Source organism: Microbacterium sp., assembly GCF_048259935.1.
Lineage (GTDB): Bacteria > Actinomycetota > Actinomycetes > Actinomycetales > Microbacteriaceae > Microbacterium.
The window spans coordinates 307,107-331,960 of record NZ_JBLXHF010000001.1 but is presented as its reverse complement, the minus strand read 5'-3'; the positions used below and the strand labels follow the sequence as shown (position 1 = coordinate 331,960).

At 66.6% G+C, this 24,854-nt stretch carries 14 protein-coding genes; 4 read left to right on the top strand and 10 right to left on the bottom strand.

Annotated elements, in window-relative coordinates; genetic code table 11:
• Positions 1-42: 42 nt before the first annotated feature.
• Positions 43-1,068 carry a glycosyltransferase family 2 protein gene (locus ACN0RC_RS01510; protein WP_417508595.1) on the top strand — a complete coding sequence of 342 codons (1,026 nt, stop codon included), beginning with the start codon at positions 43-45 and terminating at the stop codon, positions 1,066-1,068.
• A gap of 153 nt (positions 1,069-1,221) precedes the next feature.
• Here ACN0RC_RS01510 and ACN0RC_RS01505 read toward each other — a convergent pair whose 3' ends face one another.
• Genes ACN0RC_RS01505 through ACN0RC_RS01495 form a run of 3 tightly spaced genes read right to left on the bottom strand, consistent with a single transcriptional unit; the run spans position 1,222 to position 5,455 of the window.
• Positions 1,222-2,679, bottom strand: a complete 1,458-nt coding sequence (locus ACN0RC_RS01505) for a CDP-glycerol glycerophosphotransferase family protein (RefSeq protein WP_417508285.1) — start codon at positions 2,677-2,679, stop codon at positions 1,222-1,224.
• Positions 2,676-3,929: a CDP-glycerol glycerophosphotransferase family protein gene (locus ACN0RC_RS01500; protein WP_417508284.1), complete on the bottom strand. Its 1,254-nt coding sequence runs from the start codon at positions 3,927-3,929 to the stop codon at positions 2,676-2,678. The genes ACN0RC_RS01505 and ACN0RC_RS01500 overlap by 4 nt, the downstream gene beginning before the upstream one ends.
• A 50-nt stretch (positions 3,930-3,979) precedes the next feature.
• Positions 3,980-5,455 (bottom strand): S1C family serine protease, encoded by a 1,476-nt coding sequence (locus ACN0RC_RS01495; protein WP_417508283.1) that lies wholly within the window; start codon positions 5,453-5,455, stop codon positions 3,980-3,982.
• A gap of 97 nt (positions 5,456-5,552) precedes the next feature.
• Here ACN0RC_RS01495 and ACN0RC_RS01490 point away from each other — a divergent pair, with 97 nt between their 5' ends.
• Positions 5,553-6,755 (top strand): aminotransferase class I/II-fold pyridoxal phosphate-dependent enzyme, encoded by a 1,203-nt coding sequence (locus ACN0RC_RS01490; RefSeq protein WP_417508282.1) that lies wholly within the window; start codon positions 5,553-5,555, stop codon positions 6,753-6,755.
• 25 nt (positions 6,756-6,780) lie between these two features.
• On the opposite strand, the gene ACN0RC_RS01485 is transcribed toward ACN0RC_RS01490, so the two are convergent.
• The 3 genes from ACN0RC_RS01485 to ACN0RC_RS01475 all read right to left on the bottom strand — a co-directional run bounded on the left by ACN0RC_RS01485 (position 6,781) and on the right by ACN0RC_RS01475 (position 11,878).
• A complete protein-coding gene (locus ACN0RC_RS01485; RefSeq protein ID WP_417508281.1) occupies positions 6,781-7,575 on the bottom strand; it encodes a carbon-nitrogen hydrolase family protein in 795 nt (264 codons plus the stop codon).
• Between the two features lie 236 nt (positions 7,576-7,811).
• On the bottom strand, positions 7,812-10,745 hold the full coding sequence (locus tag ACN0RC_RS01480) for a UPF0182 family protein (RefSeq protein ID WP_417508280.1): 2,934 nt from the start codon (positions 10,743-10,745) through the stop codon (positions 7,812-7,814).
• A 41-nt stretch (positions 10,746-10,786) separates the two neighbouring features.
• Positions 10,787-11,878: a PDZ domain-containing protein gene (locus ACN0RC_RS01475; protein WP_417508279.1), complete on the bottom strand. Its 1,092-nt coding sequence runs from the start codon at positions 11,876-11,878 to the stop codon at positions 10,787-10,789.
• Between the two features lie 117 nt (positions 11,879-11,995).
• On the opposite strand from ACN0RC_RS01475, the gene ACN0RC_RS01470 reads away from it, so the two are divergent.
• On the top strand, positions 11,996-13,393 hold the full coding sequence (locus ACN0RC_RS01470; RefSeq protein WP_417508278.1) for a zinc-dependent metalloprotease: 1,398 nt from the start codon (positions 11,996-11,998) through the stop codon (positions 13,391-13,393).
• An 810-nt stretch (positions 13,394-14,203) separates the two neighbouring features.
• On the opposite strand, the gene ACN0RC_RS01465 is transcribed toward ACN0RC_RS01470, so the two are convergent.
• The gene (locus ACN0RC_RS01465) at positions 14,204-15,925 is read right to left on the bottom strand and encodes an ATP-dependent helicase (protein ID WP_417508277.1); all 1,722 of its coding nucleotides are present in this window, start codon (positions 15,923-15,925) and stop codon (positions 14,204-14,206) included.
• Complete coding sequence (gene nudC, locus ACN0RC_RS01460; RefSeq protein ID WP_417508276.1) at positions 15,922-16,839, bottom strand: NAD(+) diphosphatase; 918 nt, start codon at positions 16,837-16,839, stop codon at positions 15,922-15,924. The genes ACN0RC_RS01465 and nudC overlap by 4 nt, the downstream gene beginning before the upstream one ends.
• 64 nt (positions 16,840-16,903) lie before the next feature.
• Here nudC and ACN0RC_RS01455 point away from each other — a divergent pair, with 64 nt between their 5' ends.
• The gene (locus ACN0RC_RS01455; protein ID WP_417508275.1) at positions 16,904-18,163 is read left to right on the top strand and encodes a phosphotransferase; all 1,260 of its coding nucleotides are present in this window, start codon (positions 16,904-16,906) and stop codon (positions 18,161-18,163) included.
• Here the strand turns inward: ACN0RC_RS01455 and ACN0RC_RS01450 are convergent.
• Positions 18,109-21,615, bottom strand: coding sequence for a UvrD-helicase domain-containing protein (locus tag ACN0RC_RS01450; RefSeq protein WP_417508274.1), 3,507 nt, complete (start codon positions 21,613-21,615; stop codon positions 18,109-18,111). The genes ACN0RC_RS01455 and ACN0RC_RS01450 overlap by 55 nt on opposite strands.
• Positions 21,612-24,845, bottom strand: coding sequence for an ATP-dependent helicase (locus tag ACN0RC_RS01445; RefSeq protein WP_417508273.1), 3,234 nt, complete (start codon positions 24,843-24,845; stop codon positions 21,612-21,614). The genes ACN0RC_RS01450 and ACN0RC_RS01445 overlap by 4 nt, the downstream gene beginning before the upstream one ends.
• Between the last annotated feature and the right edge of the window lie 9 nt (positions 24,846-24,854).

Here is a 24,854-nt window from a genome sequence, read left to right as displayed (position 1 = left end):
GAGCACGATTCGACAACGTCTCCGGTCGGAGTGTCATTCATCATGCCCGTGCTCAACGAACGGGCTTACCTGGAGCACGCCGTCGCATCCGTGCTGGCACAGGAGCTCGCAGGCCCCAGCGAGCTCGTGCTCGCTCTCGGCCCTTCCACGGACGGCACGACGAAACTCGCACAGCAGCTTGCCGCGAGCGACGACCGCATCCGCCTCGTCGACAACCCTGACGCGCACATCCCTGTCGGTTTGAACGCCGCGATCCGCGCGAGCCGGTATGCGACGATCGTGCGCGTCGACGCGCACTCCGAGCTCGCCCCTGGCTACGCGCAGCGGGCACTCGCAACGCTCGAGCGCACCGGAGCTGCGAACGTCGGCGGTGTGATGCACGCCGAAGGACGCGCGCCCTTCCAGAAGGCCGTCGCACGCGCCTACAACTCCCCCATCGGCCTCGGTGGCGGCGCCTATCACGGCACGACCCACGAGGGTGAAGCCGAATCCGCCTACCTCGGCGTCATGCGTCGCTCGGTGCTCGAAGAAGTCGGGCTCTTCGATGAGACCATCCGCCGCGGCGAGGACTGGGAACTCAACCTGCGTATTCGCCAGGCCGGCCACAAGGTGTGGCTCGACCCCGCACTGCAGGTGACCTACTGGCCCCGCGAGAGCTGGTGGCGTCTTGCTCGGCAGTTCCGGGCGACAGGGGCGTGGCGCGGCGAGCTGGTCAGACGCTACGGACGCAGCAACGGGCTGCGCTTCTTCGCTCCCCCGGCACTCTTGCTGGGCGTCGTGCTCGCAGTGATTGTCGGGGCGCTGCAGCTGACTCGCGTGCTCGGCGGCATCGCCTCTGTGGTGGCATCCATCGTCTACCTCCCGCTGATCGCGTACGCGCTGCTCGTCGCGTTCATGGCGCTGCGACCGGGCGGAGGCGAATCCGCACGCGAGCGCGTCTGGACCCTCGCCGTGCTGCCCACGATGCACCTGGCGTGGGGCTACGGCTTCATCGTCGGCGTGCTGCGCGGTGCCCGCGACACCGTCGACGCCTCGCGGCTCGGCACGCAGAACACTCCGCTGCCTTAGCCGCGGCGGCGCGCTCGGGCCCGCAAGGCACAGACGTCAGTCCCGATTACAGCCGTCAGCGGATATGCCGCCTTTTCGACCGGCATCCGTGATCCGGACTGACGAGTGTAACGGGCGCAACCGACGCAACGGGCGCAGCAGGCCTGCGGCGTTCTACGGGGCGAGGAAGCCGAGGTCGAGAAGGCGCGAGACCACCCGCTCTGAGGCCTTCCCGTCGTCGCGAGGGTTGAACTGGCCACGCCACGCCGCGTAGCGCGGAGCGAAATGGCCAGGCACCGAGTCATCGAGAAGAGCCGCGACCAGTTCATCCTGCGTTTTCACCAGTGGACCAGGTGCACGCTCGGCGAGGTCGAAGTAGAAGCCGCGCAGCTGACCGCGGTAGTGATCCAGATCTGGAACCAAGAAGAACATCGGCTTACCTGTGACGCTGTAGTCGAACATCACCGAGGAGTAGTCGGTGATGAGCGCATCCGCGATGAGCAGAAGCTGCGATGTCTCCGGAAAGCCGGTCACATCGACCACGCGCGCACCCGACGTGTCTCTGCCTGGTTTGAGGGTTCGCGAGTGACCGCGCACGAGGACCACCGAGTCCATCTGCTCGGCGAGAGTCTGCGGGTCGATGAAGTCGACCATCTCGGACCGATCATCACGCCACGTCGGCGCGTACAGCAGCACACGCTCTTCCGCACCGATCCCCAGTGCCGCCCGCGTTGCTGCCCCATCACCCGTGACGAGCATGTCGTTGCGGGGGTAGCCGTCGGTCCAGATCGGTCGGCCGAAGAACGCGTACGCCTTCTTGAGGATCCGTTCCGAGTAGAGGTTCTGCGCCAGCAGCACATCCCAGCGCCTGGATTCCTTCACCACTGCGGCCATGCGCCGAGGGTCGAAGCCGGGGCGATGCAACGCCAGACGCTTCAGCGGCGTGCCGTGCCAGGTCTGCAGCACCTTCTGCCCCGATTTGCGCACGAAACGACGCCGTAGCCAGTCGTTGACGACGAGCAGCCGGGAATGCGCTCGGGCCTGCCACCACTCGGGGCTGCCCTCGACCACCGCGATCGCGCCGTCCGGCACGGGAACCGAGAGGTCGACGACACTCCAGTAGCGCACGACATTCGGAGCACGCACGGCGAGCTCGCGATCGATCGCCCGCGGGTTGCACCCCGCACTCTGACCGTAGAAGCTCTCGAAGAACACGGCGTTCTCGTCGCCACCTGTTTCGGCCGCGTACTGCGCCTCGAGCTCCGCCTGGCCCTCGCGCGTGTCGTAGAAGAGCTCCATCGGAGGAGCGATCTCCACGCGGTCACCACGAACCGCGATCCGCGGACCCTGCAGCACTCGCGCTCCGAGTTCGACGTCAGAGAGGTCGACTCCGGCAAGGTCGAGCCGGTACTCGCCCGACGGCAATGGCAGCGCCTCGCCGCCCCATCGCGACACGCGCAGGGGGAAGGTCGCCGTCCACGTCGCCTCGTCCCCGGCGTGCGCCGCTTCGTCGGTCACGAGCGTCGCCTCGACTCTGGCGCGCGGGCCTCCGAGCACGCCGTACGCGGGGGCTGCCCCGTCACCCGCGATGACCAGACTCTCCGTCTGGTCGTCGATGCGGATGGTCGTCATCGTGCTCCCTTCGGCGCGGGGATTGCCCGCGCACATATTGCGCGGTACACGCGGTCGGAGTTCTGTCCGTCGCGATACGCGTGCACCTGTGCGCTGAGCGTACTGGACACCGCAGAACGCGCGGTGAACGCACCCTCATCGCTCAGCAGTCTGTCGAGCTGGTCGGTCACGGTCTGCCAGTCCTGTGCGACATCGGTCCCCGCGACATCCTCGTATCGACCGTAGAACCCCCGCGTGCGGGCATATTCTTCGGCATCCGGCGCGAGGTAGAGCACCGGCATCCCGAGCAGTCCGACGTCGTAGGCCAGCGAGGAGTAGTCGGTGATGAGCACGTCCACGCCTGGCAGCGCCGGCGTCACGTCGGCGAGAAGGTCAGAGCCCAGCATCCGCACCCGTGCGCTCGGCAACGGCGGCTGATACCCGCCGGCTCCCAGCGGATGCGAACGCACGAACAGCACGGCATTCTGCTTTTCGAGCAGCGCGATCAACCGCACCCAGTCGTCAGCTGCGGGAATCGCGGGATCGTCAGCGCCGTCGCGCCAGGTCGGCGCGTACAGAAGCGTGCGCGCGTCCTTTGGAAGGGCGCACGTCACCTCTTCGAGCAGTGCGGATGCCGCGGCGCGCCGCTCCTGCGACGAACCGGACGAGAGCACGTCCACTCGCGGCTCGCCGGTGACGACCACACGTGAGTCACCGAGCGCGAAGGCCGACTCCAACCGTCCGCGCGAGCGATCGGATGCCGCGGGCATCAGCCTGATCCGCTGCGCGGCCGCTCGGTACAGAAGTTCGATCAGCCTGCGCAGCACCGGCGCCCCAGGCACATTCGGCACCTGGGTCGTCGCCGCCGAATCAAGACCGATCCGCTTGAGCGGAATTCCATGCCACAGCTGCACGAGAAACGCGCCAGAGGTGGCGTACCTGTTCACATCCCCCTGCCCGTGCGTGACCACGAGCACGCCTGCGCGCGCCGTGGCCCACCAGCCGCGCAGAGAGGACTTCTTGATCGTGGGGATGCCGAGGGCCGCGGCATCCGCTCGCTCGCGAGGCGAAGAAACCAGCCACACGGCGTCATGCCCTCGTGCTGTGGCGATGCGCCAGAGCGCGAGAGCCCCATCGCCGACACCGGCGCCGCACCCGAACACCCAGCGTCGCCCACGCGGAACGAGAACGGTTCCTATGCGGCCTGCGGCATACAACGGAATCCTCAGCAATTTCGCTGCGTTGCCGGAGCCGAAAGAGAAGGACGCCACCCCGCGAGCCTATCGCGGGGTGGCGTCCGAATCTGTGAACGCGCGTGCGCTCAGAGGTTCAATTCTCCGAGTTCCACCTTCGTCTCATACGACTTGCCGTCGCGAACGTAGGTGATCGTCGCGTCGCTGCCGGCCGCTGCCGCGCGGACCTGTGCGGTGAGGTCGGTGGCTCCAGCGATCGGGAGTCCATTGAACTCCGTGACGATGTCGCCCTTCTTGATCCCGGCGGCGTCCGCCGCCCCGCCCTGGGTCGGTTCGACGATGACTGCGCCAGAGACGTCGGCTGATTTGACCGAGGCGGCATCCTGCACGGTTGCGCCCAGCAGTCCGTGCGTGGCCGCACCGTTCTCGATGATCTCCTGCGACACGCGCTGAGCGATGTTCGACGGGATGGCGAAACCGACACCGATCGAGCCGGCTTCCTGTCCCCCGCCGGCCGTGGCGATCGCGACGTTGATGCCGATGAGACTGCCCTCGCTGTCGACGAGCGCCCCACCGGAGTTTCCGGGGTTGATGGCGGCATCCGTCTGGATCACCGAGATCGAGATCGACGACTTCGGCGTCTGCTGCTGCGTGCCCGGCAGATCGAACTGGAACGGGCTGCCACCCTGATCGCCTTCGCCCTGGTCATCGGGCGCGTCTTGCCCCGCAGAATCCGGAAGCGCCGCAGAGGCAATCTGGATGCTGCGGTTCAGCGCGCTGACGATGCCAGTGGTGACCGAGTTCGACAGCCCCAGAGGAGCGCCGACCGCAACAGCGGTGTCACCGACGTTGAGCTTCGAGGAGTCGGCGAACTCGATCGGGGTGAGGTCCTTCGCCCCTTCGAGCTTGATCACGGCGAGGTCGTAGATCGGATCAGTGCCGACGATCTCCGCATCGTAGATGTGGCCGTCTGATGTGGAGACCCGAACGGTGGGGTTGGCCTCCGCACCGCCGAGAGTCACCACGTGCGTGTTGGTGAGGACGTATCCGTCATCGCTGAGCACGACGCCCGAACCGCTTCCCGATCCATCTGCTCCCGCTACCTGGATCGTGACGACAGAGGGAAGAACTTCGGTGGCAACGGCCGTGGTCTCGTTCACCGAGCCAGGGTTGTTCACCGTGATGGTTCCAGGTCCCGTCGCCGTCGAGCCGGCCGGCTGCGCCCACATCGTGGTGCCGAGGTAGCTGCCGCCGAAGCCGGCGATGCCGCCGACAAGGGCTGCCGCCACGATGAGCGCTGCGACCTTGCCTGCGCCGAACGGCTTCTTCTCTTTCGTCTTCGCCTCGGTCATCGACCCCTGAGTCGTGTGATCCGCCGTGCCGTACTGGCCTGCGTACGGCGCAAGAGGAATGGTCTGCGCATTCGGGTCGGCCGTCTGCGCGATACCGAACGCGGCGCCCTGGGCCGGCGCCGGATGCTGCGGCGCCGCGTGCGATGTGAACGCAGCGGGCATGTCGTGGTGACCGGCACCTGTGCCAGCCGGAGTCTGCGACGCAGGCTGCTCGGGGGACGAGGGCTGCTCGGGGGTGTTGCTCTGATTCATGTCTGCTCCTTCATCAACGCCATTTCAGAGTGCCGCTTGTAGCTGTGCGTTCGATATGGGCGAGGTGAGTGCTGCCTATGGCCTTAGCCTGGGTTGCATGAGTGCTATTCCTGGCGCCTGGCGGCGCACTGCGGCCGGTGCCGGCCTGCTCTCCGCAGACGGCGCAGTCGCGCCCACCATCTTCGCAGAGATGTCTGCGGCTGCAGCGAGAACCGGCGCGATCAATCTCGGTCAGGGATTCCCCGATGAAGACGGCCCCACCGAGGTACTCGAGGCCGCACGCGAGGCGATCTCGCGCGGTGCAAACCAGTATCCACCGGGTCGCGGCATCCCTGATCTGCTCGACGCGATCAGTGAGCATCAGAAGCGCTTCTATGGTCTTGAGGTGGATCCCGCCACGGAGATCATCGCCACCGCCGGAGCCACGGAGGCGCTGGCTGCGACCCTGCTCGCGCTGATCGACTCCCCCGATGACGAAGTCGTCGTCTTCGAGCCGTACTACGACTCGTATGCCGCCGCCGTGGCGCTGGCCGGCGCACGCCTGCGCACCGTTCCGCTGCGCCGGGGCGACTTCCAGCCGGATCTCGACGTGCTCGCTGCGACCGTCACCGACCGGACGCGCATCATCCTCGTGAACGATCCGCACAACCCCACCGGCATCCAGTTCAGCCGTGAGGTGAAGGACGAAGTCGTGCGGCTGGCAGAGAAGCACGGAGCGATCATCGTGACCGACGAGGTGTACGAGCACCTCGCCTTCCGCGCCGCCCACATGCCGCTGGCGACGCTGCCCGGTGCCGCAGAGCGGACGCTGACCATCTCATCAGCGGGCAAGACGTTCTCCACAACCGGGTGGAAGATCGGCTGGATCCATGGCCCCGCTGACCTCATCACTGCGGTGCTGACGGTGAAGCAGTTCCTCACCTACGTGAACGGATCTGCGTTCCAGCCCGCGATCGCGGTGGGATTGCGGTTGCCGGATGCATTCTTCGCGGATGCTGCCGCCACTCTCCTGCGCAAGCACGAGATCCTCGGCGACGGGTTGCGCGCCGCCGGATTCGAGGTCATCGCGCCGCAGGGCGGGTACTTCACGGTCGCCGATGCCACAGCTCTGGGCGGGGCGGATGCCGCGGCCTTCTGCCGTGCACTTCCGGAGAAGGCCGGAGTCGTCGCGATTCCGCTCAGCGCCTTCGTGAGCCTCGAGCATCAGGACGACTATGCAGGGCTGGTGCGATTCGCGGCGTGCAAGCGCGTTGAAGTGATCGAGGATGCCGTGGCGCGCCTCGCCGCGACAACCTTCTGACGCGGCGGTTCTAGCACGGGACGTTCTAGCGCGGGACGACGCGGTAGCGGCGCAGTTCGAGCACCGGGTTCGTCTCGCGCACCTTGGCGATCGCCGCGGTCGAGAGCTCTGCGACGGCGATGCCCTCTGCCGTACCGACACCGGCGATCACGACGCCCTGCGGGTCGATGATCTGAGAGTGTCCGACGCCGATCGGAGTCGGGTGATCTGCCGCGACGACGTACGTGGTGTTCTCGATCGCACGCGCCGCGAGCAGCGTCGTCCAGTGGTGTTCCTTCAGCGGTCCGCGCACCCACTCTGCCGGTACGACGATGACATCGGCTCCGGCATCCACGAGCCTGCGTGCGACTTCCGGAAAGCGCAGGTCGTAACAGGTCATCATGGCGATCCGTAGGCCGTCGATGTCGAGCGTCTGTGGTTCGTCGAGCTCGCCGGCTTCGATCCAATCCGACTCCGTCTGCCCGAACGCGTCATAGAGGTGCTGCTTGCGATAGACGGCGCGGAGCCCCGTCGCATCCACGGCGACGAGCGCGTTGCGCACGCGCTCCCCCGCGCTCTCGACCAGGCCCGCGATGATGGTGACGTCGTGAGCGGATGCCGCATCCTGCAGCGCGGCGACGAACTCGCCCTCGATCGTCTCGGAGTTCTCGGCAAAGGTGGCATCCATCGGTTCCACGAAATAGCTGGTGTACTCCGGGAAGACGATGAGGCGCGCTCCCCCGGCCGCAGCCTTCGCGGTGAATTCGGCGACGCGGGCTCGGTTGTCCGCGCGCGAAGCGCTCGGGCGGAACTGGCAGACAGCGACAGCGAGATCGGACATGCTCCCATCATCACCCATCCCGGCCGGTGGCGTCGGGCCCCTCAGAGCCGTGCTAAGCTATAAGACCCGGATCCGCAAGGATCCGGGCCTTCTGCTTTGCCCGGACGCGACCCGCGCCTGGCCCGCCACGCAATATGGCGCATACAGCAAGATGCTGGATGGTTTGAGCCGGTTCTGAGTATTCAGAACCAACCCAATCCATCCAGCATCCAGAATCGCTGGCGAGCCGAGTGCGGCTACTTGCCGCTGGATGCCTCCAGCGAGAGCAGTTCGGTGACGGCAGCCGTCAGTCGCTTGTCTGCTTCGGCGAACGCGGTCAGGTCGCCCGACTTCAGTGCGGCGTCGCGGTCGGTCATCGCCTTCTGCGCCGCGTCGAGCGCTGCGGCATAGGCGTCAGGGTCCGTGCTCGTACCCGGGTCCGTCGTTCCCGGCTCGGTCGTGCCCTCGTCGGGTGGCGTGGTGCCGCCTTCACCTGGATCGGTGGGCTCCACTTCCTCATCGCCGCCGCTCGCTCCCGAGTCACCGCCGAAGATCACATCGAGCGCACCGGTGAGAGTGTCTTCGAATGCGACGCTGTCGCCGAAGGTGACCAGCACCTTCTGCAGCAGCGGCAGCTGGGTGCCCTCGGAGGACTGGATGTACACGGGCTGCACGTAGAGCAGACCGCCACCAACCGGGAGGGTGAGAAGGTTTCCGTAGAGCACCTCGGACTTGCCGAGCGTCAGAACGTTGAGCTTGTCGGCGATCGTCGTATCCGAGTCGAACGTGTTCTGCACCTGGCCGGGGCCCGGCACCGTCGTATCGGCGTCGATCTCAAGCATCCTCAACTGCCCGTATCCCTCGGCCTTCTTCCCTGCCGTCGACCCGGCATCCGAGTCCACCGCGAGGTAACCCATCAGCACGTTGCGGCTCGTCGTTCCCTGAGCGGATGCCGGAATGAACGTCGAGAACATCGAGAACCGCGGCGAATCCTGCCCCGGCATCTGCATCGACAGGTAGTACGGCGGCTGCAGCTGGTTCTCGTTGCGCGGGTCGTTCGGCGTCTGCCAACGGTTGTCCTGCTGAGCGAAGGAGCTCGGCGTGTCGACGTGGTATACCTCGAGAATTTCGCGCTGAACCTTGAACAGGTCCGTCGGGTAGCGCACGTGGCTCATCAGATCTGCCGACATCTCGCTGATCGGCTCGATCGTGGTCGGATAGACCTTCTGCCATGCCTTCAGCAGCGGGTCCTCGTCATCCCATGCGTAGAGCGTCACCGAACCGTCGTAGGCGTTCACCGTCGCCTTGACGGAGTTGCGGATGTAGTTGATGTCGTCGATCGTGAAGTTCGGCGCTGCCGTGTTCGAGTCGGCGATCGCGTCGGAGAGGCTCACGCTCGTCGAGTACGGGTACGTCGAGCTGGTCGTGTAGCCGTCGATGACCCAGACGACCTCGCCGTCGACCACGCTGGGGTACGGATCGCTGTCGAGCGTGAGGTACGGGGCGACCTTCTGCACGCGCTGCTTGGGGTCGCGGTCGTACAGGATCTGCGAATCGTTGTTGACCAGGTCAGAGAACAGGATCTCCGCTTCCTGGAACTTCAGCGCGAACAGCAGCTTGTTGAAGGTGTTCCCGATGTGCGGTCCGCCGTCGCCCTCGAAGGTCGTCTTCGTCTCGCTGGCACCGTCTTCACCACGGGGGTAGTCGATCTCGACCGGCTCGGTGCCCTCAGGCGCTCCGACGATCGAGTAGGGCGGGGAGTCCTCGCCGAAGTAGACACGCGGCTCAAATTTCTCAGTCTCGGTGAGGAAGCCGGACGAGGGGATGCCTCGTTCGAGGAACACCGGCTCGCCCTCGCTCGTGCGCTGGTTGCCTGCGGCGACGACGAGTCCGTAGCCGTGCGTGTAGACCGCTGTGCGGTTGTTCCAGTTGTTGCTGTCGCCCAGACGGTTCACGTCGAGCTCACGGACGGCGACGACGGTGTCCTGCGACTCGCCGTCGATCTCGTAGCGGTCAACGTCAAGCACGTCCTGGAACTGGTAGTACCCGCGGAACTGTTCGAGCTGCTGCACGGTCGGGCTGATGATGCTCGGGTCGAGGATGCGGATGGATGTCGTCGTCTCGGCATCTTCGCGGAGCTGACCGGCCTCAGCATCGGTGACGGCCTTGAACGGCGTGACCTCGAGGTCGGCGATGTCGTACGCCTCTTTCGTGCCCTCGATGTTGCGCTCGTAGTACTGTGCCTGGAAGCTGTTCTGGTTCGGACGCACCTGGAAGGTCGTGACAACCCACGGGTAGCCCACGCCGACGACCAGCGATGCGACGATCAGCAGTGCGGTCGCCGCGAGCGGGAAGCGCCAGCGGCCGATGATCGCCGTGACGAAGAAGAGGATGGCCACGAGAGCGGCGAGGATGGCAAGGATCGCCATTCCGGGAATCGTGGCGTGCACGCCCGTGTAGGCGGCACCGGTGATGCGGTCCTCTTCAGCCACGAGGGTCTTGAACCGGTCGAGCCAGAGGCTGGCCGCCTGCACGAGCAGGTAGAGGCCGGCGAGGATCGCGAGCTGAATGCGTGCCGGCTTCGAGATGCGCAGCTCACCCTGACCGATGCGGACCGAACCGTACAGGTATGACACCAGCGCTGTGACGATCAGTGACAGCAGGATGACGGCCGAGACGAAGGCGAGCAGGATCGAGTAGAACGGCATCGCGAAGAGGTAGAACCCGGTGTCCATGCCGAACTCGGGGTCGATGACGCCGGTGGCGCCGCCGGTGAACCAGAGCCAGACGGTCTCCCAGTTGCCTGCGGCAGCGAAGCCGGCGAAGACGCCGAAGAAGATCGGCATGCCCCACATCGCCAGGCGTCGCAACGGCTCGATGACCTCCTGGTACCGGTCCAGCTGCGAGCTCAGTCGCACGTACACCGGACGCAGCCGGTAGGCGAGCTGGATCACGACGAACAGCGGCACCGCCATGCCGAGGAACCCGATGGCGAACATCGATGCGGCTGCCAGCCACTGGGTCGTCAGGACATTCGCGAATCCGACCTGGTCGAACCAGAGGAAATCGGTGTAGAGGGAGGCAAAGACGAAGAACGCCGCGACAAGTGCGGCGATGATGACCAGCGATATGGTCAGAATTCGTCGGGATGTGCGAGGCGTGGCCGGATTCGGCGCCGAGGTCGTGGTCACCCGTCCATCCTATGCATCGTTTGCTGTGCGCGAGCCGCGTGTCAGCCAGCCGCAGCCGTGCAGGCAGGCAGCGCGTCGATGTCACCGCCGTCTGCGATCACCTCGAGCGCATCGAGCGATTCCTCCAGCGTCGAGGTGCTGATCACCGTCAGCCCATCCGGGATGTGACCGACCACTTCATTGCAATTCGTGGACGGCGCAAGGAAGTAGTCCGCTCCCGCATCACGCGCGCCGTACAGCTTCTGACGGATGCCGCCGATCGGCCCCACGGCACCCGTAGCGTCGATCGTGCCGGTTCCCGCGATGTCTTTGCCGCCGGTGAGCTTGCCCGGTGTGAGCTCGTCGACAATTCCCAACGCGAACATCATGCCGGCGCTCGGCCCGCCGACGTTGTCGAGCTGGATGGCGACATCGATCGGAAAGTCGTACTCGGTGGTGAACGAGATGCCGATCAACCAGGTGTCGACGCCGCCTACCTCTTCCTGCTTCGGGGTGACTTCGATCCGCTTCTCTTCGCCATCGCGCAGCACTGTCAGCTCGAGAGGTTCGCCCGTGGAGTCCTGCACCGCGGCCCGCAGCGCGCTGGCGCTCGAGAGCGGTTCGCCGTCTACGGCTTCGACGCGGTCACCCTCCTCGAGCAGTCCGTCTGCGGCCGAGTCTTCGACGATCGATACGACCTCGACTTCGGCGCCGGTGTCATAGCCGAGCTGATGCAGTGCCGCCGCTGTCGCCTCATGCTGAGAGTCGACCATCAGCATCGCGTTCTGCTCATCGCGCTGCTCGCTGGTCACGCCCACGGGGAACACCGAATCCAAGGGCACGACTGCGCGGGACGAATCCATCCATGCCAGCGCGAGTTCGAACCATGACGGCGTGCGCTCACGGTTGCCGACGACCTGCACAGTGGTCAGGTTCAGGCTTCCACTCGTCTCAAAGGTCTTCGTGCCCTCGATCTCGATGAGCGGCACCTGCTCGCCATCAGCGCTTGCCGCAGTCCCGAGAGTGTTGTACACCGGGCCCGGACGCTGAATGACGTAGGGCGTCGGCAAGAAGGTCAGGGCGACCAGAGCCACAAGTGCGACGATCAGCGCCCACACTCCGAGCCCGATGCGGGCAGGACGAGTTCGTGCCACGTGATTTCCTCCGTCGTTCGCGACCGGCGTACAGCGATCTGCTCGCGCCGGGGGTGCGCGCAGAAACCTGTGACTAGCGTAGATGGCACGGCTAGCGACGTGCTGAGAGGCGACGAAATGGCAGACAACGATCCGAACCCGGAAGACTTCCAGGAGTTCCTGCGCAAAATGATGTCCGGCGCGGGCGGTGGAGACTTCGATCTCAGCGCGCTGCAGAACGCGCTCGGCGGTGAAGGCGGCATCCAGTTCGATCCAGCGATGATGGCCGCGCTCTCCCAGCAGCTGCAGAATGTGTTCGGCGGTGACCCGTGGGAGAACACCCTGCGGCAGGCCCTGCACATCGCGAACAAGGAGGGCCAGGGCATCACCGATGGCTCTCGCCATTCCCTGGTCGATGCCTTCGGCCTCGCAAACCTCTGGCTCGGCGAGGCGACCACCATCGCCGAACTGTCAGAGAGCCCCCAGGCCATGACGCGCGGCGAGTGGGTCGAGAAGACTCTGCCGGTATGGCGGGAGATCGCCGAGCCCGTCTCGACCAGCATCGCCGATGCCCTCACCAGTGCGCTCGACTCGCAGGTTCCCGACGACATGCGTGACGCGATCCAGGGCGCGGGCAAGCTCATGCGCGGCCTCGGCTCCTCGGTGTTCGCGGCGCAGTTCGCTCAGGTGCTCGGCAACCTCTCGCTCGAGGTCGTCTCCGGCGGTGACGTGGGCATCCCCGTGCTTCCTGCGGGCACGGCTGCCGTCATCCCCCAGAACCTCACCGCGTTCGGTGAGGGGCTGGAGATTCCCGAAGACCAGATCACCCTCTATCTCGCGACGCGTGAGCTCGCCTACGCCCGCCTGTACCGGCACGCGAAGTGGCTGCACCTGCAGGTCATGTCGCAGATCACCGACTTCGCGCGCGGGGTGACGGTCGATGTCGATGCGCTTGAAGACGTCGCCAGCCGCCTGGACCCTTCGAACCCCGAAGAGCTTCGCGCGGCGATCGAAGGCGGAGCGCTGCTGCCGACGCAGACCGAGGCGCAGCGCGAGGCTCTCGCACGACTCGAGAACATCATCGCGATGATCGACGGCTGGGTGGATGTCGTCACCAGCGAGGCCACCTCCCGCCTTCCCGATGGTGCGCGACTGGCCGAGGCAGCCCGCCGCCGCCGTGCAGTCGGTGGTCCTGCAGAGGACGCCCTGGGTGCGCTGGTCGGCCTGAAGCTGCGCCCACGACGCATGCGCGAAGCATCCGCGATGTGGCGCAAGGTGACGGATGCTGTCGGCATCAGCGCGCGCGACTCGCTCTGGGACTACCCGGATCTGCTGCCTTCGGCAGCGGACATCGACGACCCGACGGCGCTCATTGCACGACTTCAGGCCCGCGCGCGCGGCGAGGAACCGGTTGCCGATGAATTCGACGAAGCGCTCGCTCGTCTGCTGGACGGCGACGACTTCTCGGGAGACGCCGACAATAACGCTGACGGCGACTCGGACAGCGGGCCCGCTGACGACGAGAAGCCGGTGTGATCGCAGCACGACTCGCTCTGCACTTCGCCGAATTCGGCGAAGTTGTCCACTGATCATCGAATTGCGCCCCTCGGCGCGCATGCGCTGGTCAGACTCGGGGAATGCCTCCTCTTTCTCCGACGACGCTGACCAGAATCGACCCGGCCTTTCCCCTGCTGTGGCGTGACGTCGACACGGTGCAGTTCGGGCTGGAGGCCGACGTCGTCGTGCCGCTGTCGGCTCCGTGGGTCGAGCCGCTGCTTCAGGCGATGCGCAACGGCTTCCGGCGCGCATCGTTCGACGTCGTCGCGCACGGGCTCGGCGCGCCGCGAGACCCCGCCCGCGAACTGCTGCGAACCGTCGAACCAGTGCTGCGTGACGATCGCCGGCCACTGCCGCCGATCTGGATCGAGAGCGTCAACGTCAGTGACTCACGGGTCCAGACGCGGATCGAGCACGCGCTCGTCGATGAGGGCTTCGCGACGGTCGATCGTGGCGCACAGGATGCTGTCGGCATCGTGCTCGTGCACGGCGCAGCATCCGCCCATCAACTGGCAGGCTACCTCCGCGACGATCTCGCCCATCTTCCGGTGGCATTCGAGCCCGGCGGCACGACCATCGGTCCGCTGATCGTGCCGGGTCGCACTCCGTGCCTGTCGTGCCGCGACGCGCACGAGCGCGACCGGGATCCCGCGTGGCCCCGCATGCACGCCCAGCTCATCGGTGCGACGGCGGTCGAAATCACTTCCGTGCGCACCATCGAAGCGGCAGCGCTCGTCGCGCGCGTGCTCGGCGAGATCGACGGCGCAAAACTCACCAAATCCGTCCGGATCAGCGGCGACGGGCGGCGCCTGTGGAGCGAGGTGAAGTTTCACGCAGATTGCCTGTGCCGCGAGCAGACGTCCCGATCTCTTCAAGGAAGCGAGACGGACGCCGCTCCCCTCGCCCAGACGAACGCGACCACGACAGCGCCAGCGTTCTTGCGGCGCGCGTGATGCCGACGTAGGCAAGACGCCGTTCCTCATCGATGGCGTCGAAGCCTGTCGCATATGAGATCGGCAACGCACCCTCAGCGCAGCCGGCCAGGAACACATGCGGCCATTCCAGGCCCTTGGCTGCGTGCAGAGTCGACATCGTCACCGTCTGCATCGTCGGCTCGTGTTGGTCCTTGGCCCGGGCCATGAGCGTCTCACTGAACGAACGCAGTGTCGTGTCATCGCTCGCCTCCTCCGCGAGGCGCAGGATGGCACGCCGGGCCTCCCACCCGTCGCGCTGTGCGCCGCCCGCAGCCGGCGGCTCGTCGGTGAGGCCCATTTCGCGCAGCACCCTGCGAACGTTCGGCAGGAAACCGCGCTCAGTCGGCGCGACGGATGCTCCACGAAGAGCGAGCACCGCCTGACGGACCTCCGGGATATCGAAGAATCGCTTACCGCCGAGCACCGTCGAGGGGATCCCTGCTTCGGCGAGCGCCTGCTGAATCGGCGCGGATTGCGCGTGCGCCCGGTAGAGGATGGCGATCTCGGACGGTTCGGCGCCCGCCTTGATCCGGGCGACGATGCCCGCGGCGATGCCAGCGGCTTCCTCCGCGTCGCTGTCGTATGCGGTCACGGTCGGCGCATCAGCCGTCGGTGCTTCGCGGGCCGCGACGAGCTCGAGCGCGCCGGGGCGCCCCTTCATCAGCGCATTGGCTGCGGTGAGGATCGGGGGCTGCGAACGATAGTTCGTCTCGAGGCGCACGACCGTGGCATCGGGATATGTACGGCCGAACTCCAGCAGGTAGCGCTGGTCGGCACCCGCGAAGGAATAGATCGTCTGGCTCGCATCACCGACCACGCAGATGTCGCGGCGTTCACCGAGCCACAGCTCCAACAGCCGGTTCTGCAGTGGTGAGACGTCCTGGAACTCATCGACGGTGAAGTGCCGGTACTGCTCGTGCACCGATGCGGCCACACGGGCTTCCGCTTCGAGCATCCCCGCGCACGCCAGCAGCACGTCCTCGAAGTCGAGCTGATGACGATCATCTTTGAGCACTTCGTACCCGCGCTGCAGCTCGGCGAGCTGGTCGGTGTTCACCCGACCGACCGACTTGCCGAGTGCCGCATGCTGATCGATCGTCAGCATGGAGACCTTGCGCCATTCGATCTCACTGGCGATGTCACGCAGCGTCGCGGTATCGAGCCGAAGACGCAGCTGCTCTGCGGCCTGGCCGAGAACACGCACCTTGTTGTCGACGATCTTCGGGGCAGGAGAACCAGCCAGTGTCGGCCAGAAGAAGTTCAACTGCGCGAGGGCTGCTGCGTGGAACGTGCGCGCGGAGACGCCTTCGATGCCGAGCGCGCGTAGTCGACCGCGAAGCTCCCCCGCGGCCTTCGAGGTGAAGGTGACAGCCATCACCCGGCTCGGCGAATAGGCGCCGGTGTCGACGCCGTGTGCGATCCGGTGCGTGATGACGCGGGTCTTTCCGGTACCGGCTCCGGCGAGAACTGCGACGGGTCCGCGCAGCACCGTTGCTGCTTCCCTCTGCCGTTCGTCGAGCGCGTCGAGTGCGCTCACTGGGGCCCGGAGTCCGTGATCGGGACAGTGTGCATTTGGTCTTCGTACCAGTCGATGATGAGTGCGCGGGCGATGGATGCCGGGCCAGGAAGCCCTATCGGGCCGTCGCCGTTCAGCGCGGAACCGATCTCCTCGCGCGTGCACCAGCGCACGTCGATGATCTCTTCACCGTCGGGTCGAGCCTCGCGTGCGTCCGTCGCCGTCGCCCGGAAGCCGATCATGAGTGAGCGCGGGTACGGCCACGGCTGCGAAGAGATGTAGCGGACATCGTCGAGATGAACACCGGCCTCCTCTTCGATCTCACGATGAACGGTCGTCTCGAGCGATTCGCCCGCTTCGACGAAGCCGGCGAAGCACGAGTACATCCGTCCTCGCCAGTTCGCATTCGCCCCGAGCAGCAGCCGTTCGCCGTCTGCGCTCTCGACGGCAACGATCACCGCGGGATCAGTGCGCGGGAAGATGTCAATCTCACAGGTCTCGCAGCGTCGCGACCAACCGCCCTGACGCAGCACGGTCTCGGCGCCGCACTTCTGGCAGAATCGCGCATCGCGGAGCCATGAGGCGACAGTGACTGCGGCGACGAGCATCTCGGTGCTCTCCGCGTCGAGCATTCCCCCGGTGTCGCGCACCCCCAGCCAGCTCTCGGCGGGCGCCGCGTCGATCGAGTCATGTTCGGGTTCCACGGCAGCGATCAGGATCGTGCGGCCCTGGCCGTCACGGCCGAGCAAGCCCCATTCCGCTCCGTCGCCGACCTCGGCCGGCGAGACAGTCACAAGCGCATCGTCCGCAACGCGCGCACGCCCTTCGCGGACGACGATCACCAGAGCATCCGCCGATGAACGCAGCGCATCGAGGATGCCTGGTTCATCGCGAAGGAAGCCGGCGCGGTCGAACACGGCGCGTGAAACGTTCATCGACTCCTCTTTCGCAGGCGTGGCGTAGGCGGAACCGCACCCGAGCACACCTAACCTTGGGGTCATGGCACGGTCTCCCTTTACTCTAGCGGCGGCGGTCACCGCTGCACTGCCCGGGGCGGAGGTCGTGGGAGCACGATCTCTCACGGCCGACGGCGATGGACGATTCGACTCCGCCGTCATCACACTCGCCGATGGCCGAGAGCTCGCGATCCGCGTCGGCGACGACGACGAGACCTCGCGAGAGCTCGCTTCCGAGTCGATCGCGCTGCGAGCGCTGACGACGGGAGCACGTGCGATCCTGCCCTTCCGCGTGCCCGAGTACCTGGGTGAAACCCGACTCGCAGACGGACGTGCGCTGGTGACCGAGCTGCTGCCCGGGTTCCAGATCGAAGCGACTCACGTGCCGCGTGGGCGGGGTGCTGCAGCATCCATGGGCGCGGCGATCGCTGCCGTGCATGCACTCCCGGCCTCGGTCGTGCGCAGCGCCGGCCTCAGCGCGCGCAGCGCTGAAGAGGTGCGCGCCGAGATCGGTCGGCTGGTCGACCGCGCGGCCGCAACCGGCCGGGTCCCTGCCAGGCTCACCGTGCGCTGGCGCGAAGCAGTCCAAGACGATGAACTGTGGCGCTTCGAATCAGCCGTGACGCTCGGCGGCGTGAAAGCGACCTCCTTCCTGTTCGAAGACGACCCAGAGCGCGGGCCGGAGGTCGTAGGACTCCTCGACTGGCATGGTCTGTCGCTCGGTGACCCTGCGGTCGACCTCGCGTGGCTCTCCTCCGCACCGGATGCTGCCGGCGACGTGCACGCGACCTATGCAGAATCCTCCGGTCGCGCACCCGACGCCGCGCTGGCCGTGCGCGCACGGATGCTGGCCGAACTCGAGTTCGCCCGCTGGCTGGTGCACGGCGATGCGATGCATCGCGAAGATATCGTCGATGATGCGGCTGCACTGCTGGATGCACTCGCCGAGGGTCTGCGCGAGAACGATCTGACGGTGATCGCTGCCCGCGGTGAGGGCGTCGATTCGGCGCTGGACGCTCTTGATCATGTTCCGGCGACTGCATCGACCGGCATCAACACCTCGATGCAGACCGACGCCTACAGCCCCGGTGATCTCCTTCCGGAGGAGTCGTTCTCCGCGGACACCGGCGATGTCGCGGACGCCCGTGTGAAAGATGCTGACGCGACAGAAGACCTCACAGACGTCGTCGAATCCGGACTCATCCCCTCAGATGAGACCCCGTCGCAAGCCGATCCCGCCGATGAGGCTCAGCGTGCAGCGCGCGCGGCGCTCCACCGCTGGACCAATTCTTCCTCCGAATAGGCCCGGTCGCCTCTGATCACGAGGTCATCGGCCACGTAGTAGAGCGCGACATCGATCTCATCGAGCGGAACGCCGAACCGACGGTGGTACGCGAGTCGATACAGCGCGAGCTGCAGCATCCGCTCGTCTTTCTCCGCTGCCGTTCGCGGCGCCTTGCCGGTCTTCCAGTCGACGATCTCGATGCGTCCGCCGCGATCGGCACGGCGATAGACGGCGTCGAGCTTGCAGATGACGATGTGCCCTTCGACAGGCTCAGGGACCGAATCGACAGGCTCAGGGACCGAATCGACAGGCTCAGGGACCGAATCGACAGGCTCAGGGACCGAACCGACATCTGCACCGAGGACGAAGTCGATCTCGATCTCCACCGCGATCGGACGCAGCTGTGCCCACTCACTGCGATCGAAGATCGCGCGCAACTGCTCCAGATCGTCGATATCGGCCGCTGAGGCGTTCCATGCTTCGGGTGCCTCGTCGTCGATCTCCCACAGCGCGCTCTGCGGGCTCGGCGCCGTGCCGACGAGTCCTGAACAATGCTCGACCCATGCGTGGAACAGCGTTCCGAGCCTGGTCTGCCGATAGGGACGCTCGGGCATGGGCCTGGTGAGGCTGCGGACGGTGCCTGCGTAATCGGTGATGTAATCCTTGAACCGTGAGGCCGGCACTCGAGTCGGTGCCTCGGCGATGACTCCGCGCTGGCGTTCTGCCCGCTCGGCGAGGAGCCGGCGGAGCATGTCGCTCGGCTCGGCGGCATCGTTCTGGAACTCTTCACGCACGGCGTCCGCCGCTTCTTCGACCCTTGCGCGTCTGGTTCCGAGCGGGTCGAGAGGCCAGATGCTGGTCTTGCCCTCGCCCTCGTAAGGGTTCTCGTCCTCGTCGATCTCGGTGACCGGATCCACTCCGATGACGTCAAAGGCCTCGAGCAGGTAAGGCCCTGGCTTTCGCGGCTTCTTCTGCCCCGCCCAGTGCGCGCCGCTGAGCAGCAGATCTGTGCGCGCACGGGTGACAGCGACGTACGCCAACCGACGTTCCTCCTGCTGCTGGTAGTCGCGATAGGCGTCTTTGAACACCGTGATCGCGCCGGGAGTCGACTTGCTCGCGCTGGTGAGCGATGCGATTCCCGCTTTGAGCCGCTTGGCGGGGTCGAGTTCCTCCTCGGTCGGGGGCAGCCAGTGGAACGACGGGAGGGCCGCACGATCGCCGCGCAGTGCGAAGGGCAGCACGCCGAACCCGAACCAGCCCGACGTGTCGCTCGGGCGCGACGGCAGCTCTCCGTCGACCATGCGAACCACAGCGACCGCGTCCCACTCGAGGCCTTTGGAGCCGTGGATGGTCAGCAGCTGCACGACTCCTGGCTCTGGCGGTTCCGGGCGCGGCATGAGCTCATCTGTGCTCTCGGCCTTGTCGAGCCAGGCCAGGAGGCTCCCGATTGTCCCCCGGTCGTCAGCTGCGAGAAACGCGCGCACCTCATCCGCGAACGTGCGCAGCTGCGTGGCGGCCACCCGCGCAGGTCCGCGCGACTCGTTCGCAGCCAGCTCGATATCGAGCCGCAGCTCGAGCTCGATGAGCCTGATGAGCTCGGGGATCGGCTGACCCGATGCGCGGCGCAGCCGCTCGAACATCTCTCCCGCTGCGCGGATGCGTGCTCGACCCTCCGGCGTGATTCCCGCCAGCAGACGGTAGTCATCGCGCAGCCCTCGCACGACATCGACCGCGTCCACGATGGAGACCGCTTCATCGGCACCGCGCGAGGCCCTGATGCGTGATCGCAGCTCTTCCGGCAGCGGCAGCAGACCGCTGTCGCGCCGCGACAGCTCCCCGGCCAGCGCGTAGAGCGCCCCCATATCGGCGACCCCGACGCCGAAGCGCGGGCCGACCAGCAGGCGGATCAGCGGGGAGCCGGCGTTCGGATCGTGGATGACGCGCAGTGCGGAGAGCACATCGACGACCTCGGGAGTGGCCAGCAATCCGCCCAGCCCCAGAATCCGATGCGGGATGCCGCGCACGGCAAGCGCTTCGGCGAAGGTCTGCATGTGCCGCTTGGAGCGGAACAGGATCGCACCGGTGTGAGGATTCGCGCTGTCGCTATGACCTGCCCGGCGCTCTGCGAACCACTCCGCGACCTGTGCGGCCTCGTCGTGCACGGTGAGTGGAAAGCGCACATCCACGGTTCCGGGGCCGGCGCCGGGGCGCGCCTCGAGCGGCGGCACGTCTAACCCTGGCCGCCGCAGCGGCTTCAAAACCTCGTTGGCGATATCGAGGATCGTGCTGTCATTGCGCCAGCTCGTCATCAGGCTGTAGCTGTGCGCGGGCTGCTCTGCGGCGAACGTGGCGGCGAACGCGTAGAGGTTGTCTGCACTGGCGCCGCGCCAGCCGTAGATCGACTGATGCGGATCGCCGACTGCCATCACCGCCTGATCCCGGAAGAGCGCCGCAAGGAACCGGGTCTGGATGACCGACGTGTCCTGATACTCATCAAGGAGCACGACCCGATGCTGTTCCCGTAGATCGTCGCGCACGTCAGGAGCGGTCTCGACGATGTCGAACGCACCACTGACCTGGTCGGCGAAATCAAGGACCCCTCGGCGCTGCTTCTCGGCGTCGTACTCGCGGACGAGGGCCGTCAGCGTGGGCAGGGAGAGCAGGTTGTCAGCGATCTTCGCGATCGGCTCACTGCTGCGATAGGGCTCGAACGCCCGCGCCTGCTCTACTGCGATGCGCTCAGCCCGGCCGAGGTCGGCCCGATGATCGAGCGCATCGCCGGCAAGACGCTGCACGGCATCGACGATGGTCGCGACCGACAGCTCGATGTCTTCGAGCTGTGGCAGGTCTGCGCGAAGCACGACCTCACGCGCGAGCATCCACGAAGCCGCTTGCGTGAGCATCGCGGCATCCGAATCTCTGCCGATCCGTGCGGCGTGCTCTCTGACGATCGAATCGGCGAAGGCGTTGTACGTCGACACTCGCGGCTGCACCAGCAGATCATCCGCAGTGCGCACCGCCGCAGGATTCCAGCCGGTGCCGTAGCCTGCCGCGAGCTCATCGAGGACATGCGTGCGCACGAGAGCCTTCTGCGCTGGCATTGTGGCTGCGTTCACGCGCGCAAGAGCACCGGATGCGACGATCTCCGGCACATGCGCAAGCAGCCCTCGCCTGCCGAACTCGTCGATGACCGCGAGCCGGGCGCCGATGCGCTCCGCCAGCTCGCCGGCGGCCTTGCGAGTGAAGGTGAGGCCGAGGATCTCATCGCGGCGCACGTGTCCGTTGGCGACCAGCCAGACCACTCGTCCCGACATCGTCTCGGTCTTGCCGCTGCCCGCGCCCGCGACCACCAGAGCCGGGGTCGGCGGCGCCTCGATCACCCGCTGCTGCGCCTCGGTGGGAGGGAACTGGCCCAGTGCCGCCGCGACGTCGAGTGCCGACAGCCCCAGGCCATCACCCCACCCGCTCATGCGCTCACCGCGGGAACGGTGTGGATGCGGCACGGCTGCACCCGCCACTGCACATCAGCGCAGTGTGCTTCGACATGCGCAGTGAAGGTGTTCGCCGACATTCCCTTGGCAGCATCCGCCAGTCGGCCCAAAAAGCGCGTGCGGTCCTCGCCGACGAGGGTGTGCTGATGCGCGACCCGATAGTCGCTGCCAGCGAGTGTCTTCGCCACCAGTACCAACCTGGCACCGGCGAGCGCCTGCGCGTCGGCACCACTGACGAGCCCCTGCTCGACCGCGATCTGATACGCGGCGAGCTGTGCATGGTCTATGACCTTGGCGTCGGACTCCGACTCGTACTTGCCGGTCTTGAGATCGACCACCACGACGCGCTCCCCCTCGATGTTCGTTCCCATGGCTGCGAAGTTCTTTCCCCGAGCCGCCGCATGCTCGCCTGCGCCCCGCGGATAGGCCTCGACTCGGTCGATGAACCCGTGCACGAGAGCACGATGGGGCCCGTAGACCTCGTCGTCGACGTAAACCTCAGGTGCAGCTTCTGCCACGTCGTCGCCCACCTCGACGGCGAAGCGGAACTCGACCTCGCTGGCCAGAACGCGCCCACGCTCGATGACGACATTGCCGAGATACGAGTGCAGGCGGTCGATGTAGAGCTCTGCTCGCCGCCGTTCCTTCCGGCCGATCCATTCGGTCTCGAACTCCAGCTCTGGCCAGAAACCAGCGACGACCTCACGCATCTTCTCGAGCTCGCCGTCGGGAACCGTCTCCATCGCCGAGTGGATGATCGTTCCGATCCCCGCCGACGGCGGCAGCACGGTGTCGCCTCCGAGGGATGCGATCACCCAGTTGAGCTCGCACTCTTCGAACGCCTCCATCTTCGACGGAGAGACGCGTGCGGCTTCGACCTGAAGATCGTGAAGGGGCGCGGTCGTCGAAGGCGCAGCGATGCCGTACCACTCGGCGGGAGCAGCGCCTGGTACCTCGGCTTCGGCGAGCAGACGCAGCTGCTGGGCAGCAGCCACCCGCTCCGCAGGATTCGTCGTACTGGTGAGCGTGCGCCGGAGCTTCGCAACCAGTCCGCGCAGAGTGAGCGGATGCTCGGAGGCAGGATGCTGCGAGGCCGGCGGCGGCGCGGGAAGGAACGAGAAGAAGGCACTGGGGCCGGTGGTGTCGTCGTCGACCGCGGTGACCAGAATGCGCGTGCGGGCCCGGGATACAGCACGCACGAACAGGCGCAGTTCATCATGCAGTGCGTCGCGACGCCGGTCAAGAACCCCCTGCGGAGCCTGTGGTGCGCCGGTGCGCGCCGCGACAACGGCATCCGCCAGCCGCCACGTCTCGAGCAGGCCACCACGGAGACGCGTGTTGGGCCAGACACCGTCTTGCACACCAGAGACGATCACCGCATCGAACTGCGTGCCCAGTGCGGTCGCGGGAGTGAGCAGCGTCACAAGACCTGGGCGATCCGGCGTCGAGAGCGTGTCTTCGGGCACCTCGCTGTCGAGGATGTCGCGCACGAAGGTATCCGGCTGCTCTTCGGGCGACCGTTCCACGAAGCGCTTGGCCGCATCGAACAGCGCGACCAGCGCATCCAGCGCACGAGCGATCTCGCCGCCGCCGTGCTGCTCGGCACTCTCGCGCCAAGACTTCTGCAGCTTCGAGCCGTCGAGCGCACGCGCATCGTCCCAGATGCGCCAGAGCAGTTCGTGGATCGTCTCTCCGGCCTCGGCCGCCGCTGTCGTCTCCGCCAGCGTCTTGGCGAAGCGAGCAGCGACCCGAGCCTCGGGAGCATCGATGAATGTGAACGCCGCCGGATGACTCATCGCCTCGCGCAGCAGCTCCCCCGCGGGGGTCGAGCCGCCATCGGCGAGCTCGTTGTGACGCATTCGCGCGCGCAGACGCCGAAGACCGACAGCATCCATCCCGCCGAACGGCGAACGCAGCGCCTCGACGAGCGCCTCGGTCTCTCGCTGCTCGAGCGGCGTCAGCGCGAGTCGCACGATGCCGACGATGTCGCGCACGACACTCTCGCTGCCGAGCGGACGCTGCACGCCCGCGGCCCGAGTGGGCACTTCGCGGGCGGCGAGTTCGGTCTCGAGGGCGGTGACCTGACGGGTGTCGTGCGCGATGACCGCCATGTCACTCCACGCGATGCCCTCGGCGAGATGCCACTCGCGCAGCGTTCCCGCGATCCGATCAACCTCTTCGTACGGAGAGGAGGCGAGGAACGTCTGCACTGCCGGGTCCGGATGCTCCGGCGCGGGACCCGGTGGCCGACGATGCTCCACTCGCCCGGCGACACCGATCGCCTGAGTCACGGTGCGCGTCAGATCGATCAGTGCCGGCACTTGCCTGTGCGGCGTGTCGAGCACGAGCACCTGGCCGAGCATTCCGGCCAGGTCGTGGAACAGCTGCGGGCTCGCACCGCGGAACGCCCCGGAGGAGATATCGGGATCGCCGAATGCCAGTACCGCGATCCCTCGCGAGCGCAGTGCCTCAACGAGGGTGATGCCGCCGCGCGTGATTTCCTGCGCGTCATCGATGAGCACGACGCGCAGCGGCGCGAGTGGACCCAGGGTCGCAGCATCCGCCTCGAAGAGAATCGCGGCGGCTTCGCTGACCAGATCGGCGGCATCGCGATATGAAGTGCGCATGCGCGCGAGCACCGCGCGGTACTCGTCGAGGAAATCACCCGCAACGCGCCACACCGCTCGGTCTGACCGCTGCAGCTCTGCGGGTGTCACGCCGAGCTCGGTGCATTCCGCGAGGAAGGCGCGCAGTTCGGACCGGAAGCTCTTGGACGCGCGAACGGCGGGGCTCAGTGTTTCTGGCCACCTGCTCGCTGCTCCCGCTGCCTCGTCTTCTGCGTCGCCCGCGAGCAGATCGGCGATGATGCGATCCTGATCTGCTCCGGTCAGTAGCGCCGGAGGATCTTCACCCGCGCGAACCATCGCCCCTCGCACGACCTGGAAGGCCAGCGACCCCAAAGACCTCGCGAGCGGGCCGGGGGTGGCTTGCCCGATCCGCACACCGATCCGGTCGCGCAACACGGTCGCCGCCTGTCGATTCGCTGTCAGCGCAAGAACCTCTTCAGGGGCGAGTTCCTGGTTTTCGAGCAGGTGCACGACACGCTCGATCAGCGTCTGCGTCTTGCCCGTGCCCGGTGCCCCGATGATCACACCGGATGCCTCGACGGGAGCGTTCACGACCGCGCGCTGTCCGGCATCTTCTGTCATGTCATCCAC

Coding starts and splice junctions, on each gene's coding strand:
- ACN0RC_RS01490 (WP_417508282.1), top strand. CDS start 5,553: ATGAGTGCTATTCCTGGCGCCTGGCGGCGCACTGCGGCCGGTGCCGGC.
- nudC (WP_417508276.1), bottom strand. CDS start 16,839: ATGAACGTTTCACGCGCCGTGTTCGACCGCGCCGGCTTCCTTCGCGAT.
- ACN0RC_RS01510 (WP_417508595.1), top strand. CDS start 43: ATGCCCGTGCTCAACGAACGGGCTTACCTGGAGCACGCCGTCGCATCC.
- ACN0RC_RS01450 (WP_417508274.1), bottom strand. CDS start 21,615: ATGAGCGGGTGGGGTGATGGCCTGGGGCTGTCGGCACTCGACGTCGCG.
- ACN0RC_RS01495 (WP_417508283.1), bottom strand. CDS start 5,455: ATGAATCAGAGCAACACCCCCGAGCAGCCCTCGTCCCCCGAGCAGCCT.
- ACN0RC_RS01445 (WP_417508273.1), bottom strand. CDS start 24,845: ATGACAGAAGATGCCGGACAGCGCGCGGTCGTGAACGCTCCCGTCGAG.
- ACN0RC_RS01470 (WP_417508278.1), top strand. CDS start 11,996: ATGGCAGACAACGATCCGAACCCGGAAGACTTCCAGGAGTTCCTGCGC.
- ACN0RC_RS01505 (WP_417508285.1), bottom strand. CDS start 2,679: ATGACGACCATCCGCATCGACGACCAGACGGAGAGTCTGGTCATCGCG.
- ACN0RC_RS01485 (WP_417508281.1), bottom strand. CDS start 7,575: ATGTCCGATCTCGCTGTCGCTGTCTGCCAGTTCCGCCCGAGCGCTTCG.
- ACN0RC_RS01455 (WP_417508275.1), top strand. CDS start 16,904: ATGGCACGGTCTCCCTTTACTCTAGCGGCGGCGGTCACCGCTGCACTG.